The 14,414-nt window shown below is 45.1% G+C and carries 12 protein-coding genes; 5 read left to right on the top strand and 7 right to left on the bottom strand.

Going from position 1 to position 14,414, the window contains the following annotated elements; all coding sequences use genetic code 11:
• Nucleotides 1-119: 119 nt before the first annotated feature.
• The 3 genes from G3352_RS28440 to G3352_RS28430 all read right to left on the bottom strand — a co-directional run bounded on the left by G3352_RS28440 (nt 120) and on the right by G3352_RS28430 (nt 2,895).
• Nucleotides 120-1,529, bottom strand: a complete 1,410-nt coding sequence (locus G3352_RS28440; RefSeq protein WP_163761424.1) for an alpha/beta hydrolase family protein — start codon at nt 1,527-1,529, stop codon at nt 120-122.
• Between the two features lie 73 nt (nt 1,530-1,602).
• Nucleotides 1,603-2,244 carry a TetR/AcrR family transcriptional regulator gene (locus G3352_RS28435; protein WP_163761423.1) on the bottom strand — a complete coding sequence of 214 codons (642 nt, stop codon included), beginning with the start codon at nt 2,242-2,244 and terminating at the stop codon, nt 1,603-1,605.
• Nucleotides 2,245-2,352: 108 nt separating this feature from the next.
• The gene (locus G3352_RS28430) at nt 2,353-2,895 is read right to left on the bottom strand and encodes a CueP family metal-binding protein (RefSeq protein ID WP_163761422.1); all 543 of its coding nucleotides are present in this window, start codon (nt 2,893-2,895) and stop codon (nt 2,353-2,355) included.
• 231 nt (nt 2,896-3,126) lie between these two features.
• On the opposite strand from G3352_RS28430, the gene G3352_RS28425 reads away from it, so the two are divergent.
• Nucleotides 3,127-3,897: an isoprenyl transferase gene (locus G3352_RS28425; protein ID WP_163761421.1), complete on the top strand. Its 771-nt coding sequence runs from the start codon at nt 3,127-3,129 to the stop codon at nt 3,895-3,897.
• Between the two features lie 23 nt (nt 3,898-3,920).
• On the opposite strand, the gene G3352_RS28420 is transcribed toward G3352_RS28425, so the two are convergent.
• Together G3352_RS28420 and G3352_RS28415 are read right to left on the bottom strand one after the other, a co-directional pair.
• The gene (locus G3352_RS28420; protein ID WP_449007373.1) at nt 3,921-4,802 is read right to left on the bottom strand and encodes an alpha/beta fold hydrolase; all 882 of its coding nucleotides are present in this window, start codon (nt 4,800-4,802) and stop codon (nt 3,921-3,923) included.
• Between the two features lie 367 nt (nt 4,803-5,169).
• A complete protein-coding gene (locus tag G3352_RS28415) occupies nt 5,170-5,970 on the bottom strand; it encodes a collagen-like domain-containing protein (RefSeq protein WP_163761419.1) in 801 nt (266 codons plus the stop codon).
• 359 nt (nt 5,971-6,329) lie between these two features.
• Between G3352_RS28415 and G3352_RS28410 the strand changes: the two genes are divergently transcribed.
• A complete protein-coding gene (locus G3352_RS28410; RefSeq protein ID WP_163761418.1) occupies nt 6,330-7,043 on the top strand; it encodes a MerR family transcriptional regulator in 714 nt (237 codons plus the stop codon).
• Between the two features lie 136 nt (nt 7,044-7,179).
• Here the strand turns inward: G3352_RS28410 and G3352_RS28405 are convergent, their stop codons facing one another.
• A complete protein-coding gene (locus G3352_RS28405; RefSeq protein WP_163761417.1) occupies nt 7,180-8,556 on the bottom strand; it encodes a PTS sugar transporter subunit IIC in 1,377 nt (458 codons plus the stop codon).
• Between the two features lie 501 nt (nt 8,557-9,057).
• Here G3352_RS28405 and G3352_RS28400 point away from each other — a divergent pair.
• The 3 genes from G3352_RS28400 (at nt 9,058) to G3352_RS28390 (ending at nt 13,826) form a co-directional block, all read left to right on the top strand.
• Nucleotides 9,058-9,429: a hypothetical protein gene (locus tag G3352_RS28400; RefSeq protein ID WP_163761416.1), complete on the top strand. Its 372-nt coding sequence runs from the start codon at nt 9,058-9,060 to the stop codon at nt 9,427-9,429.
• A 217-nt stretch (nt 9,430-9,646) separates the two neighbouring features.
• The gene (locus G3352_RS28395) at nt 9,647-12,298 is read left to right on the top strand and encodes a cation-translocating P-type ATPase (protein WP_163761415.1); all 2,652 of its coding nucleotides are present in this window, start codon (nt 9,647-9,649) and stop codon (nt 12,296-12,298) included.
• 202 nt (nt 12,299-12,500) lie between these two features.
• Nucleotides 12,501-13,826 (top strand): MFS transporter, encoded by a 1,326-nt coding sequence (locus G3352_RS28390; protein ID WP_205525108.1) that lies wholly within the window; start codon nt 12,501-12,503, stop codon nt 13,824-13,826.
• A 130-nt stretch (nt 13,827-13,956) separates the two neighbouring features.
• Here G3352_RS28390 and G3352_RS28385 read toward each other — a convergent pair whose 3' ends face one another.
• The gene (locus tag G3352_RS28385) at nt 13,957-14,409 is read right to left on the bottom strand and encodes an SMI1/KNR4 family protein (protein ID WP_163761413.1); all 453 of its coding nucleotides are present in this window, start codon (nt 14,407-14,409) and stop codon (nt 13,957-13,959) included.
• Between the last annotated feature and the right edge of the window lie 5 nt (nt 14,410-14,414).

Below are 14,414 nucleotides of genomic sequence, written 5' to 3'. Positions count from 1 at the left end.
GCGATTTTGTCAATTCAAAAGAGCTATTATTTTCATTTGAAAAATATCCCCTGTTATCGCATGAACAGGAAAAATGGAAGAACCCGCATTTATGACGGGCTCTCATAACTGTTATTAATCTAATACTTGATTAAGTTAATTTCAGGATGCGCTATCCGAATTTCATCCAGAGTATGGTCGGTTATTCCTTTGAGATGCTGATCAAAGAAGCTCAGCGACAACTCATTAATAAGCTGAAAATTGGCTGATACATCGGCTCCTGCCTCATTAATGATTGGAGATACGCCAGCCAGATCGGTATAGCTCCCGTGATTGGTTTTAGGAATGGTGGCCGTATATGCACCCGGTTTCTGAATCGTTTGATTGCGAAGATAAGCCTCGGCAAAAAGCTCATCCCTATTCCCGGGCTCTCCCTTATTGGCCTCTTCCATGAATCGGATGGAAGCCTCGGAATTCAAGAGCAGAAACGCCTTTCCAGGACCATCTATCGGCATGGGATCACCGTATAATCCACCGTCCATATCGATCGCTGCCTTGATCCTTTCATCCTTAACCAGCATTTGGGCCGATGTTGCACCACCAAAGGAGTGACCCAGCATGCCAATCTGATCCGGGTTGATCATCGCTGCAATGGGCTTGAATGCTTCGTCAAAATCGCCGCCGATCACTTCATCCAGAACAAAGGATACATCCTGTTCCCAAATATGAATACGTTCATTTAAGAAGGTAATTGTGTTCTCAATGGGTGTAAAATCCACCTGATCTCCATCAGGGAAAACAGTTGTTGCGGCATCACCCGTAAAGTTGAGCGCCACGATAACATAGCCGTGACTGGCCAGCTCCTCCAATTGGAATGTATTTTGTTGTCCATATAGACTCATTCCCTGTGCGAACAGCAGTATGGGGAACTTACTGTCCGTTTGCACAGGCACTGCTTGGGTAAATGAATGGGTTTGGGTCACCCCAAGATGTGTGGTTGCAATATACGGAAATCCTTGAGTTACCGATAATTGCTTACTCAGCGCTTTTATATCTGCATGATATGGAGCCGGTTCACCTGTATTCTTTTCCGCCGGATAATAGACCTGTACCATCAATTCCCGGTGCACCTGGTGGTTGGGAACAACCAGCTCTTTTCGACTTGTATCTGTCAGATGAAAAGACTGCGTTCCCACTGCATAAGGTCCTGTAGGTGCAGCAAAAGTCAGAATTGGAAAGAGCATCGGTAAAGCAAACATCAGAATGGTGGCAAGGATAATACCCGTTCCCTTTAGCAGCTTCATCGCTTTTTTGCGGGATACCTCTATGGCTTTGTGCTTAATAAATACCTGTATTGTAACAGCGATCAACATCATATACGCCGGAATCATGCGCCAGTTGGCCCCCACTGCAATCAGGGTTGTCAATAAAGCAAGGTAGTCTACACCCAGAATGATGACGTTGTTTCTTGTTACACCTCGTTGTCTAAACGTAAATAAAAGGCTCGATAGAATAAGTACAGCTACAAATAGTATCTCGGTTAATTTCATATCGTAATCTCCTTAAGCAATTATACATTCAAATGAATGTATATAAGCAAAATAATAAGCTACAACATGTAGCCTATTTTTCTACCGCATCAAACAATTGAATAAATACGCCTTTCAGTTCCTCATTCACAAGTGCTATGCCTACACCTTCAAACAGCAAACGGATATGCTCTATCTTCTGCAAAAATTCCTCTCGACTGACTTCGAATATGCCTGGATTCATCCAGATGTCAAACAGCATCGTAAAGGTTTCCGCTGCTTGCTTGGGGTAGGCTACTTGCATGGAACCGTCCCGGTTTCCATCCTCAATGATTCTTTTGATGCCAGGAGCTACCACTCTTGCCCCTTCTGTAATCCGGCTAAATACAAATTCAGCTGAATGCATGTTGGACGAAACATTCGACAGGTCACCTTCCTTGATACTTTGCAAAATGGAAAAGGATACGCCCCGTCTTAGACGTTCAAGTGCATTTAAGCTGGCCAGATCAATAGCTTTGTGAAATACACTTTTTTCGGCCATGGTTTCTTTGGTGACCTCCTGGATCACGTCTGCGAGTGTTTTGAAATGATGATAGAATGCACCTCGAGTAATGTCTCCTACATCATTCACAATATCCTGAATGGATACATTGTTGTACCCGTTAAGGGTAAACAATCTCACAGCCGATTCCATAATGCGCCTTCTTGTAATTTCCGGATATTTGTTTCTCGCCATATGAACTCCCCACATACATTCATTTAAATGTATCTGAATCGTAAATGAATTTATACCGTTTGTCAAACCGTAGAATAGACGATCAAGCACCCTTCTCTGTACGACGATTTAACTCAACTGCATCGTTGTGATACACGTATTATCTTCTTCATAGGTAGATAGCTGTGTCTCAGCAACCTTTCCATCATGCACCACACGAATGAGGTATGACTTATCTCTGGCTAACCAAAAATCCATAAAACCGTTGGAGCCTGCCTTCATCTCGGCATCCTTCATGAGCGTATTCCCTTCGGAGTCATGGATCGTCACAATGAACTTCTTATTTTTCATTTCACCCTGACATCCGGTCAGACTATGAATTGCACAGGGATGTGTCTGTTCCACATAGGGTGCAATGGAAAGGAAAAACTCCTTTTCAGGCAAGTCGTAGGTTGTCGTTTGGTTACCTTTGTCCGTGACGATTAACTGGGTGGCATTAATGGAGGCCGATTCAGGTGTCTCCTTGCCTGTACTGATATCTTCTACTAATTTCTTGATATTGGGCGCTTCTGCGTTATCTGCTTCTTCTGTCCCCACATTGTTTGCAATAAGGAAGGCCCCCAACACAATTACAACCACTAAGCTGGCAATGATCCACATTTGTTTTTTCATCTGGAGTTCATCTCCTCGTCCGTTTTAGTTTATTATAATGGAGAACGAATCATCATGGACTGAGAGCGTATGTAATTCACCATTTATTCACATATTTGTATGTCTTATTTGTACAAGTAATCGCATCACCCGTTGCTCTTCTGTCAGGGCGTAAATTCTGAAAAACATTTTGAACATATGAATCCATTATACGTGTCTAACTCATTCTAGCTTGAGCAGGAGGAATTTCAATTGAAGTGGCACCGTGTACATAAAGAAAAACCTAATACCATCCATTCCATCGACTGGAACGGATTCATCCCCAAACATATTGCAATCATGATGGATGGAAATGGAAGATGGGCTACGCGAAAAGGATTACCTCGAAGTGCCGGACACTATGCAGGAATGCAGACGATGCGGGAAACGATAAGCATGTGCCACAAAAACGGGATTGCTTCTCTTACTCTGTATGCCTTCTCTACAGAAAACTGGAAAAGGCCCAAGGAAGAGGTCGACTACATCATTAGTCTGGTGGTCGAATTTGTACAGGATACAACTGTTCAGGAACTGAATCAGAATAATATCAAAGTTAATTTTATTGGTGATATCTCGAAATTCCCAGACGAAACACAGGAAGCGATGCGCAAAGTGGTGGAACTAACCCAAACGAACAGCGGGATGGCTGTGTATTTTGCGATGAATTATGGAGGTAAAAACGATATTGTGCAAGCCATCAAAACGTACATTATAGAAAACAACGAAGAAAACAAAGAAACCTCGGAAATCTCCGAGGCGGAATTCGAAAAGTTTTTGTATACCGGACTCAATCCTGCCCCCGATCTGCTGATCCGAACAAGTGGGGAGAAACGGTTAAGCAATTTTCTATTATGGCAAGCCGCTTATTCCGAGCTCTGGTTTACGGATGTGATGTGGCCGGATTTCAACGAGCAATTGTTATATGAATCCATCTTGGATTATCAACAGCGCAAACAAAGAGCCTTGGACGATGTAACGCAGTAATCCAACATTGTTTCTGCCGCTCCTCAGCTTAAATGAGCTTTTAACCAGGGAAGGATACTAGGGAGAACGGTACTGGGCTGCATGGCTTTGGTGTGATCCATATCCGCTCCCTTGATTATTTCGACGGTCCAGCCGAAGTTTTCAAGAATTTTTTTATTCTTTTGCAACCGTCCGGCGATATCCACCGTCACATTCCCAAACTTTTCACCATATACAATTGTATCTTTCTCACCTGCAAAAGTTAATCTCGGGATACTCAGCTGATCTTGAATGAGTTGGTCATCAAAATCCAATAAACTTTGGTACATGGTCACAAATTGTTTTGTTTGAGCCGGATCAATTTGGATCTGAATGTTGTCCCAATCCACTTCTTCCGGGCACATCTGCTCCGAATTCATCGATGCTTGTCCTTCTGGTTCATGTTCCAATTTCCCATGCTGCTTCAATGCTGCTTCATATGTCCTAGCGGTAACTACTCGCATTTCCTCATACGGTCCTTTGTATGGCGGAAATCCTCCCATGATGAGACTTTCGAGTCTATTGGTTCGAATGGCGACCTGCAACCCGACAAGCGCCAGCCAGGAGTATCCATAATAACTGAACCGCTTCACATTCATTTGATCCGCAATCCTTAATAAATCCTGGGTTATATACTCAGACGTAAAATGTTCCGGATAGGGATGCGCCATATAGTGGCCTTCATAATCAAAATGCAGAATCTGAAATTCATCCGAAAGTCCAGCGATAAACTTTGCACCCAATTCAGGATCAACACCCCATAATTTTAGGGTTTCGGCTTCTTGTCCGGTTACGGACTTTTTAGCGATGGGCAGCATAATGACTTTGCGATCTGGATTTCCGGTTAATCCCACTTCCAGCTCTGAACCGTTTTTCATTTTAATCATTTTCTTCAATTGCACCACTCCTTTGGCGAGTAAAACATTCATAATATCGTTTTATTAGACTCTTCATCTTATAGCAACAGCTTCCTCGTGCTTAAGTATCTTGTCCAGCTTTTACGTGACGTAGGGCGTAATCTCAGTGACCTTCATCCCTTCGGTAGATACCAGCACCGTGAACCTCTTACCAGACTTTGGCGGCTCGGCTTCGGAAACGAAAGAGAGCAGCGGCGATGTCTCTTAGCTTCATCGTCCCGCCGCTCTCCAGTCCCCGATAATTCAGACTATCTTTTAGAATAAATAGACTTATTGACTGGATAAAAGACATAAACTTTTATTTTTATGCTCACATAAACTATATTGAGAATCGGAATTAAGGAGTCAATTTCAGAATTGTCAAAGTGGTATTTAGATTGTTATGCAACTGTGCAGGAGTTGCATTCGCATTTACCAGTTGGATCGTCGTCGGAACTGTTGTGACCGTAATAATAACTTCAGCAGATATGGGCCCTCCTCCATTACCCGTAAAAGGTACTGGTGTTATGGGTGTTCCATTAACCGTAAGGTTGAAATCCGCATTACCCTGATTATGAATGGTGAAGGAGATAAAGTAACTTCCTGTTTCATTAATTGTTATCGTCGAAGATGGCGGCACGAAGGTGAATGCTCCGCCTACATTAGCCAAAACTCCGGTTAAAGTGATTGGTGAGTTTCCTGGAACGGTGTCAGTACCTGTACCGGGATCTGCTCGAAAAACACTCAAGAAATCGGATATTCCAGCCCCGGCTGGACCGGCTGGGCCCGTGGCTCCAGCAGGGCCAGTTGCACCTACTGCACCTACTGCACCTACGGGGCCGGCAGGGCCGACAGGGCCCACTGGGCCAACTGGGCCAGCAGGACCAGCAGGGCCAACTGCTCCGATCGCGCCAGCCGGACCCGCTGGTCCTTGTATACCAGGAACCCCCTGCAATCCCGCTGGTCCCGGTATCCCCTGAGCACCAGTCGCCCCTTTGGGACCTATCGGTCCAAGTGGGCCAGGAATCCCTGGAGAGCCTTGCGGTGCATTAACAACAATTTTAGGTTTAACCCTTAAAAAAATCTTACCCTTAACTCCACAATGCAAATGTTTTTTGAATTTACGTCTACAAATACGTTTCCCATGACGATTTATCAATTAACTCACCTCCGTGATATTTCTCCTCATACTATGTGTAATGATCACGGGGGGCATAGACAATTAACTATAATTCAGAAAGTTATAGCGCCTATTATGAGATAAGTTGTCTATTAAAACGATTAATTCACATCACATCCTTCTTCAGTTCAGTGTCCAACTCCCCACCATTTCAGTTTTTTTGCATTTTAATTATTTTCTTTTTAATACTACTCCTTTGCTGTTTATACATTCAGTCTATAACATTGATGCAATATTCCGGTTTTTATTATAAAATGCGGATCAAATATGAACTTTGGCGCGTTATATGTTAGTGTAGCACTTGAAGGTTTTACTTGAAGCATGAGGAGTAGAAGCAAATGAACTTTACATATACACCTGGACAGATTGCAACTGAACTGGCTATTAGCACAACCACGCTGAGACGTTATGAAAAGGAAGGCTTGATTCCCCATGTTCCACGGACCCCAAGCAATCACAGGTACTACACGTCCATTCACTTCCAAGCATTCATCGCGATTCGTTCGTTATTAAAGGGTTATGAGATTCCGGCTGTATATGAAGTCTTGAGGAAAGTTAAACGTGGGGAAACCAACGACGCACTTTGGCTCGTGAACCAGCAGTTGTATAACAGCCAACTGGAGAAGCAACGAATGGAAGACATATGGAAGATGGTGCAACAGGTGGATTTTGCTAACGAGCGAAAGGTTGGAACGACAGAGGCGATGACGATTGGAAAAGTCGCTGAAGCAGCCGGGGTCAACACTTCTGCTATCAGGCATTGGGAAACCGAAGGCTTAATTTTCTCGGAAAGAGACCCTAACAACGGTTATCGTATGTATACCCGATCCGAATTAAGAAAGATATTGGTCATTAGCAGTTTAAGAAAATCTGTCTACTACATTGAACATATGAAAGAGCTTCTGAACACTGTCGGCACGCAGGATTATACACAGATTAATAAAGCCTTCCAGCTGGCCCTGCAAAAGCTTAACAGCCAACTGTCCCTGCAATTTGCAGGCGTGAAGGAACTTATGACATATATCGAATTACATCAGGAACCACAAGGGTAACGTATTGGTTAGTTGACTTCCATTGAGCCATCTACTCTATGTTGTTGGGCATTTTTGTTATCCTTTCTGTGGCTGTCGTGTTATTAACTCTACAATACACGAAAACCCGCACCATCAGGTACGGGCTTTTTTTAATTTATACGTGTTTCCGTTCCTTTCCTATCATCCAATAGGTGAGCACACCTGACACACAGAAGGAAATAATCAAACCAACGCAGGCATGTAACAGATTCAGGCTCCCTGCTTCCATAAATAGCGGAATTTCCAGTAGACTTCCGGACCCACCCAATGCAACTGCTTTGACGGACATCAGCCCGAAATACAGTCCTCCTGCAGCACCACCCAGCAATGCTGAATAAAAAGAGGCCCTCTTTCTCATATTGACCGCATACATCGCAGGCTCTGGAGTACCTAATAAAGCAGTTCCTGTTGCCCAGAAAGCCAGCTTCCTGAATTCCCGCTGTTTGCTTCTTAGCCCAGTAGCGAGTGAAGCTCCTGCTTGTGCAACGAAGGCAACCAACATGACAGGGATAATGAGGGAGAAACCATTCACCATCAATTCATTGATTATCATAGGTAAAAGCCAGTAATGTAATCCAGCGATCATCATTAGGGAATAAACTGCTCCCAGCAGCATAATTGCTACAATCGGGGCATCATTCAGTAATGAATCCACCACATCCGGTAACTGCTGATCAATCCAAGCACCAATTGGACCAAGTATCATTAGAACCAGTGGAACGAGAATCAGAAACGTCAACAATGGAGCAAGAATTCCTTTGAAGGCTCTTGGGCTTATTCGCTCAACGACTCTTTCCAGATAGGACGCCGCACATATCGTCAAAATCACCCATATTGAAGCTGAAAAAAAGATCGCTTGTGACACAATGGGTACTCCCATAAAATGAACATCTTCTTCACCTGACAGTAAAGCGGTCATTTGTGGGTAGAACATTAGTCCGCCAATCGCTACGGCAACATAAACATTGCTTTTTAACCGATAGGCTGTACTGATGGCTACCAGGATTGGCAACAGATAATACACACTATCTCCAATAGATTTAAATATCAGGAATGTCTGACTGTCCATCAACGAAGAGAAATCTGTAGAACTGTAAACGTTAAATAACGTAATGATAGCTAGCACAATCTTGAGCACTGCAGCTCCCAGGATGGCGGGCATCAGAGGCATGAATACATCAGAAATAAAATATAATAATGATTTTTTACTTGTACGCCTTGTTTCTGGCAGTGTGTCGCCTTCTTCTTTCCCTACTCCCATGGCCAGTAGCGTATGGTATAGTTGGGAAAATTCGTCCTCAAGTGTTATGTAGCATTGATCACCTGTTATACGAATATCGGCGCCAAGATTTGATACAACAGGCAGGGACAAATTTACACCTGTACGGTTACGCAATGTCAGCGTAGTGGTATTCTCGTCATGCTGCACAAGACGAATATTTTCCTGTCCCCCTGCGAGATTCATGAGTTGTTCGATGCTACTGTCATTCATATGTACCTTCTCCTTATGCTGCGGTAATCCCGAGTTTTATGATGTGCCCCTATCTATATACACATTTCCATGAAAAAACTTCAATAGGATAAAAAAACTAATTCACCTTATATTTCATGATTTTTGCGCAAGGTATAATGACCTAATTCAAGCAAAGAGCTACTTACTATGTAGGCTCCCGTTCAACTTGTTTTATGAATCATTTCCCCCGTACTCACCACTGACATCTAATGTTTCAGATAGCCGTACTCGTCATCACTCATCGCAACTTTGGACAACCTGAGCATAGCGTTATGTCTATGTTGCCTTTCAAATGAATATTTCTTCAGGGCCGGCCTGGTATCTTTTAGATAATCTGTTTATGAGCTTCACAACTATATTAACCTTCTAATTTATCTTCCAAGACTATCATCCAAGCCATCACTTGATCCTCAGCATATCCTGTCGAATAGCGCATTCTGTCATAGACAGTTTGTGTGAAATCAGAGGAGGAATCATTATATGGTCAAACAAGTTTCTATCTCACAAATTCACCCTCGATTAACCGTGTACAGTGAAGAGAATTTCAGAGGTCTTCGAAGAGTGTATCGTGGCAACCTCGGAATTGCCGATATTGACGCCGTTCTGACAGGGATCGAAAGTTTGAAATTTTTCTCAACAAATCCAAACGCCACACTCGTGTTATTTGATCGTTCACGTTTTCGTGACAATTTCGTTGTATTGCGGGGCAATCGAATCATTCGCGAACTGGATGACTTCTTGCGCAGAGGTGATGTGGAATCTCTCATCGCTTCCAATCAGCGGTTAACACTAGCACAGATTCGCCAAATTAGAAGAACCGGTGAGCTTCCTCCCGGATACCGATTAATCTAATTTTAGATGCACCGACGTTATTCCGTTCAACAATTCAGTGATGCATGTCTTGTATGTGCATCACTGAAAATAAAAAAATTAAAAACAGGCATATCTGGACTCCTTATGAAAAATACTGTGTACATAAAAAATAATGAAATGGAACGATTCTATATTTTGCTCGTAAGGGTAATACAAGTGAAGCACATTGAAATCTATGATCCAAGGAGCTGGTCATTTGCAACATTACAGACACAGTGCAGAGGAGACACTTCAGGACGTTCAGAGTTCCACGGATGGACTCACAACCTCCGAGGCTGCGAAGAGACTAGAGACGGAAGGCTATAACGAGATAAAAGGAAAAGCTGCAACCCCCATCTGGAAGTTATTTATTGAAAATTTTAAAGATCCCATGGTTATCGTGCTGCTGATCGCAGCAGCTGTTCAGATCGTCCTTGGACACCTGATCGAATCGCTAATCATTTTTCTGGTCATTCTGTTAAATGCGGTAATCAGCGTTGTGCAGACCAAAAAGGCCGAAAGTTCTCTGGACGCACTCCGGCAAATGTCTGCTCCCGAAGCCAAAGTCATTCGTGACGGGCAGAAAAAAACGATTCCCGCGCGGGAACTTGTTCCCGGCGATATTGTCTTGCTGGATGCAGGGGATTATGTTCCGGCAGACGGCCGTATTTTGGAATCAGGCAGCTTGCGCATCAACGAAGGCATGCTGACAGGAGAATCCGAAGCAGCGGAGAAACACGCAGATGCCATCCCGGAAGAAGCTCCAATCGGTGACCGTCGCAATATGGCATTCAGTGGATCACTGGTGGTGTATGGTCGGGGTACGCTCGTCATTACGGGTACAGCGCTGAAAACGGAAATCGGCAAGATTGCCGAATTAATTGAAAATGCAGAAGCGAAGGAAACTCCGTTGCAACGCAAATTGGAATCCTTTAGTAAGAAGCTTGGCTTCTTTATCCTAGGCTTGTCGATTCTTATTTTCGCCATCGAAGCAGGACGTGTCTGGCTAACTGAAGGAACGGAAAATATCGGACCCTCCATTGTCAATGCCCTAATGTTCGCAGTTGCCGTAGCAGTCGCCGCCATTCCTGAAGCCCTTTCCTCCATTGTAACGATCGTATTGTCTCTGGGAACGAATAAAATGGCCAAGCAGCACGCCATCATCAGACGTCTACCTGCCGTGGAAGCCTTGGGTTCTGCAAGTATTATCTGTACTGACAAAACAGGAACGCTTACTCAAAACAAAATGACCGTGGTGGACTATTACATACCCCATGGCACGAAAGACCAATTCCCCGATGATCCCAAACAGTGGTCTGCAGAGGAACGCCGTTTGTTACATATTGCAGTACTCTGCAATGATTCGAATATTAACCAGGAAGGCAAGGAACTTGGTGATCCCACCGAGGTAGCGCTCATCGCCTTCAGTAACCGGGTGAACAAGGATTACAATGAAATTCGTGACCAGTTTCCGCGTGAAGCCGAGCTTCCTTTTGACTCGGATCGGAAATTGATGAGTACTGTGCACACATTTGAAGGACAGACGGCTTTGCTGACCAAAGGTGGCCCGGATGTGCTGTTCAGTCGCTGTAGTCATGTGTTTATGAACGGTGAAGTTCAGCCATTGACACCTGAGATTCGCACGCAGTTTGAAGAAAAAAATGAAGCTTTCTCCAAACGGGCCTTCCGTGTGCTGGCCTACGCCTACAAAAAGTTTGATGACAAAAATCAGGTCACGGTAGAGGACGAACATGATCTAACACTTGTTGGTCTGACAGCCATGATTGATCCACCGCGTGAAGCGGTATATGGTTCCATCGAAGAATCCAAGAAGGCGGGCATTCGCACGATCATGATCACTGGCGACCACAAAACAACAGCCCAAGCGATCGGTATTGATATCGGACTTGCAGGCCCGGATGATCTGGCCCTTACCGGAGCAGAGCTGGACAAACTGTCGGATGAAGAACTCGATCAGCAGCTCGAACATATCTCCGTGTATGCACGTGTATCTCCTGAAAATAAAATCCGCATCGTGCGTGCGTGGCAGCGCAAAGGCAAGATTGCAGCGATGACCGGAGATGGCGTCAACGACGCACCTGCACTGAAACAGGCCGACATCGGTGTAGCGATGGGCAGCGGGACGGATGTCGCGAAAGACGCGGCAGCCATGATTTTGACGGATGATAACTTTGTCTCCATCGTGAATGCAGTCAGTGTCGGGCGGATGGTGTTCGATAATATCAAAAAAGCCATTGCGTACCTGTTTGCAGGAAACCTGGGGGCGATTATCGCTATTTTGTTTGCACTAGTGGTCGGTTGGGTGAACCCCTTCACGGCCCTCCAGCTGCTCTTCATCAATCTGGTGAATGATTCCCTGCCTGCCATTGCACTGGGTACGGAAAAAGCTGAACCGGATGTCATGCGGCGGAAACCGCGGGATATCAACGAAGGCATCTTTGCTGGCGGAACGTTGCAGGCTGTCATTACACGTGGTGTTCTGATCGGGGTGGCTGTCATCGTGTCCCAATATATTGGACTTGGGATCTCGGAGGAAATGAGTGTGGCAATGGCCTTTACAACCCTAATTCTGGCACGGAGTCTGCAAACTTTTGCAGCGCGCTCCAACACACAGACGATTTTCCAGGTCGGCTTCACCACTAACAAATATGTCCTCGGCTCCATCCTGGTTTGTCTCTGCCTGTATGGAATCACGCTGATTCCAGGGGTTCGCAGTATCTTCGCCATCCCGGCAGCCTTTGGCTGGAATGAGTTTCTCATCGCAGGGGGACTTGCTCTCGCCGCGGTCATTCTGATGGATGTCATCAAGTGGATTCGCAATCGTGGCACACAAACCAGCGCAGCCTAACAATAATAGGCGCCCTTTAAATTTAGGGCGCCTATTTTTTTTATAACATCCTATACAACCTTGACGATCCTGGACAAGGAAAATGGAGTCTAATTTTTTCACCCCACTGTATTTATGACATTATTGCCATATAAGAAGATTGAGCGTAAAATGGTTTATTGAATTCATAGACAGGAATGGTTACGTGAAAGATAAAATTGTAATGCCTCTCTGGACTTGTTGCCTGTTCATCGTTGTGATGAACACCACCATGTTTAACGTCTCTTTGCCCGTTATTATTCATGATCTTCAGATTACATCGGACCTGGGTTCCTGGGTCATTTCAAGCTACTCGATTGGTTATGCCTTGTCCACGGTGATTTACAGTCGATTGTCTGACCGTATTCCGGTACGCAAACTGCTGACGGTGGGCTTGCTGATCTTAGGCTTATCTTCATTACTCGGATTATTTGCGCACAGCTTTGCGATCCTTTTGCTGACACGCATTTTGCAATCTGCGGGTGCAGGGGTCATGGCCGGACTTGGGCTTGTCATCGCGAGCCGCTATATCCCAGTGGAGCGACGCGGAGCCGCTATCGCACTGATCTCATCAGGCAGTGCCATGGCGTTTGGACTTGGCCCCATTGTCGGCGGAGTCATTAGTGAGTACTGGGGCTGGAATGGACTTTTCGCTATTACGGTGCTTGTCCTGCTTGCACTGCCCGTACTGCTCTATTTTCTCCCGCGTGAAACGGCCAAACCGGAGAATCCTTTTGATATGATCGGTGCAATATTAACCGTGATTAATGCGACCACTCTTCTGGTTGCCATCACTCAGCAGTCTTGGTTATGGCTGGCCATCGGTGTCATTTCACTTGTTGTGCACATCGTGTATATTCGCAGGGCGAGCCTCCCTTTTGTGAATCCACATGTATTCCGAACACCCGGGTTTACCCGGCTACTGATCATCGGTTTCTGTGTTCTGGTCGTAAATCTAGGCAATCTGTTCTTGATGCCGCTAGTGCTCGCTGATCTGTTTGGCCGTTCGTCGCTGGCTATTGGTCTGCTGATTGCTCCTGGAGCCATCGTCTCGGCATTCTGTACCCGCTTCGTAGGTCGCTGGATCGACCGTTATGGCAATATGCGTTTTCTGATGATCGGGCACATATTGCTAGCCGCAGTACTTGCTCTGTTTATGCTGGGTCTGAATCAGTCGGCCCTAATCATCACCGGCGGATATCTCTTTTTCTCCCCGGCACTCTCCGCCTCGATAGCTTCGCTGAATAATGAAGCATCTCGGATGCTTCCCAAAGCGCAGATCGGTTCCGGTATGGGCTTGTTACAGTTGATCCAATTTTTTGGCGGCTCGGTATCCGTGGCTGTCTGCGGTCTGCTGCTTCACGGCATTCCGGGCGTTCCGATAGAGGAAGCCTATCATTATGTATATGGATGTCTGCTCTTGGTCTGTCTGGCCTCGCTTGTGATCGTGGTCTGGCATAACAAAGCTGCACGATCAACTTCTACGGTTACGATGACTGAGACTGGATAGGTAGCAAGTTAGAAAGTGAGCTACATCGTTCTAAAAAGCACTTAAGTATTCGTTTGAGTAAAAGGCCCGCGCATAGCGCGAGCCTTTTATCGTTCACGAGGATATTCAAACGGTGAATCACTCAACTGGATCACTCGGTCTGGTTTTTTAAACAAGCTATGAATGCATTGAAATTGACAGCGATCTCTCGTACATTTTCCTCCAGCAGTTGCTGGGCTTCCTCCGGTGTTTCTGATTCACTCTCAGCATCTTCGCGCACCATCGCCTCTTCATGATCCATAACCAGTACGGCAGGAGATTCTGAACTCTTTCGGTAATCCAATAAATAGTTGTTGCCGCTGCTGACACTCCAAGCAAACGGAATAATCCGGCGTGGATCGGGATTCACATCATCTACCAGATTGATGTTATTTGCAATGAACTGATTATCGAGAGCAGAGAAACGAATTTCCCAATCGACAACCTCTCCATTTTCAATCATATCAAATGCTTGACCGTCGGCCTCCCGTTGAAACTCCAAATATTCGTGCGGTAACACAATGCCGTAATGCTTCTGAATGTTATCGATATTCAAGTTATTCATATACT

The sequence above is a fragment of the Paenibacillus sp. ALJ109b genome (assembly GCF_010747435.1).
Classification (GTDB): Bacteria; Bacillota; Bacilli; order Paenibacillales; family Paenibacillaceae; genus Paenibacillus; species Paenibacillus taichungensis.
This window is presented reverse-complemented; position numbering and strand designations above follow the sequence as displayed.

Bases quoted from the DNA above. Each gene is read 5' to 3' on its own strand.
- G3352_RS28440 (WP_163761424.1), bottom strand. From the start codon at position 1,529: ATGAAATTAACCGAGATACTATTTGTAGCTGTACTTATTCTATCGAGC.
- G3352_RS28435 (WP_163761423.1), bottom strand. From the start codon at position 2,244: ATGGCGAGAAACAAATATCCGGAAATTACAAGAAGGCGCATTATGGAA.
- G3352_RS28430 (WP_163761422.1), bottom strand. From the start codon at position 2,895: ATGAAAAAACAAATGTGGATCATTGCCAGCTTAGTGGTTGTAATTGTG.
- G3352_RS28420 (WP_449007373.1), bottom strand. From the start codon at position 4,802: ATGATTAAAATGAAAAACGGTTCAGAGCTGGAAGTGGGATTAACCGGA.
- G3352_RS28410 (WP_163761418.1), top strand. From the start codon at position 6,330: ATGAACTTTACATATACACCTGGACAGATTGCAACTGAACTGGCTATT.
- G3352_RS28405 (WP_163761417.1), bottom strand. From the start codon at position 8,556: ATGAATGACAGTAGCATCGAACAACTCATGAATCTCGCAGGGGGACAG.
- G3352_RS28400 (WP_163761416.1), top strand. From the start codon at position 9,058: ATGGTCAAACAAGTTTCTATCTCACAAATTCACCCTCGATTAACCGTG.
- G3352_RS28390 (WP_205525108.1), top strand. From the start codon at position 12,501: ATGCCTCTCTGGACTTGTTGCCTGTTCATCGTTGTGATGAACACCACC.
- G3352_RS28385 (WP_163761413.1), bottom strand. From the start codon at position 14,409: ATGAATAACTTGAATATCGATAACATTCAGAAGCATTACGGCATTGTG.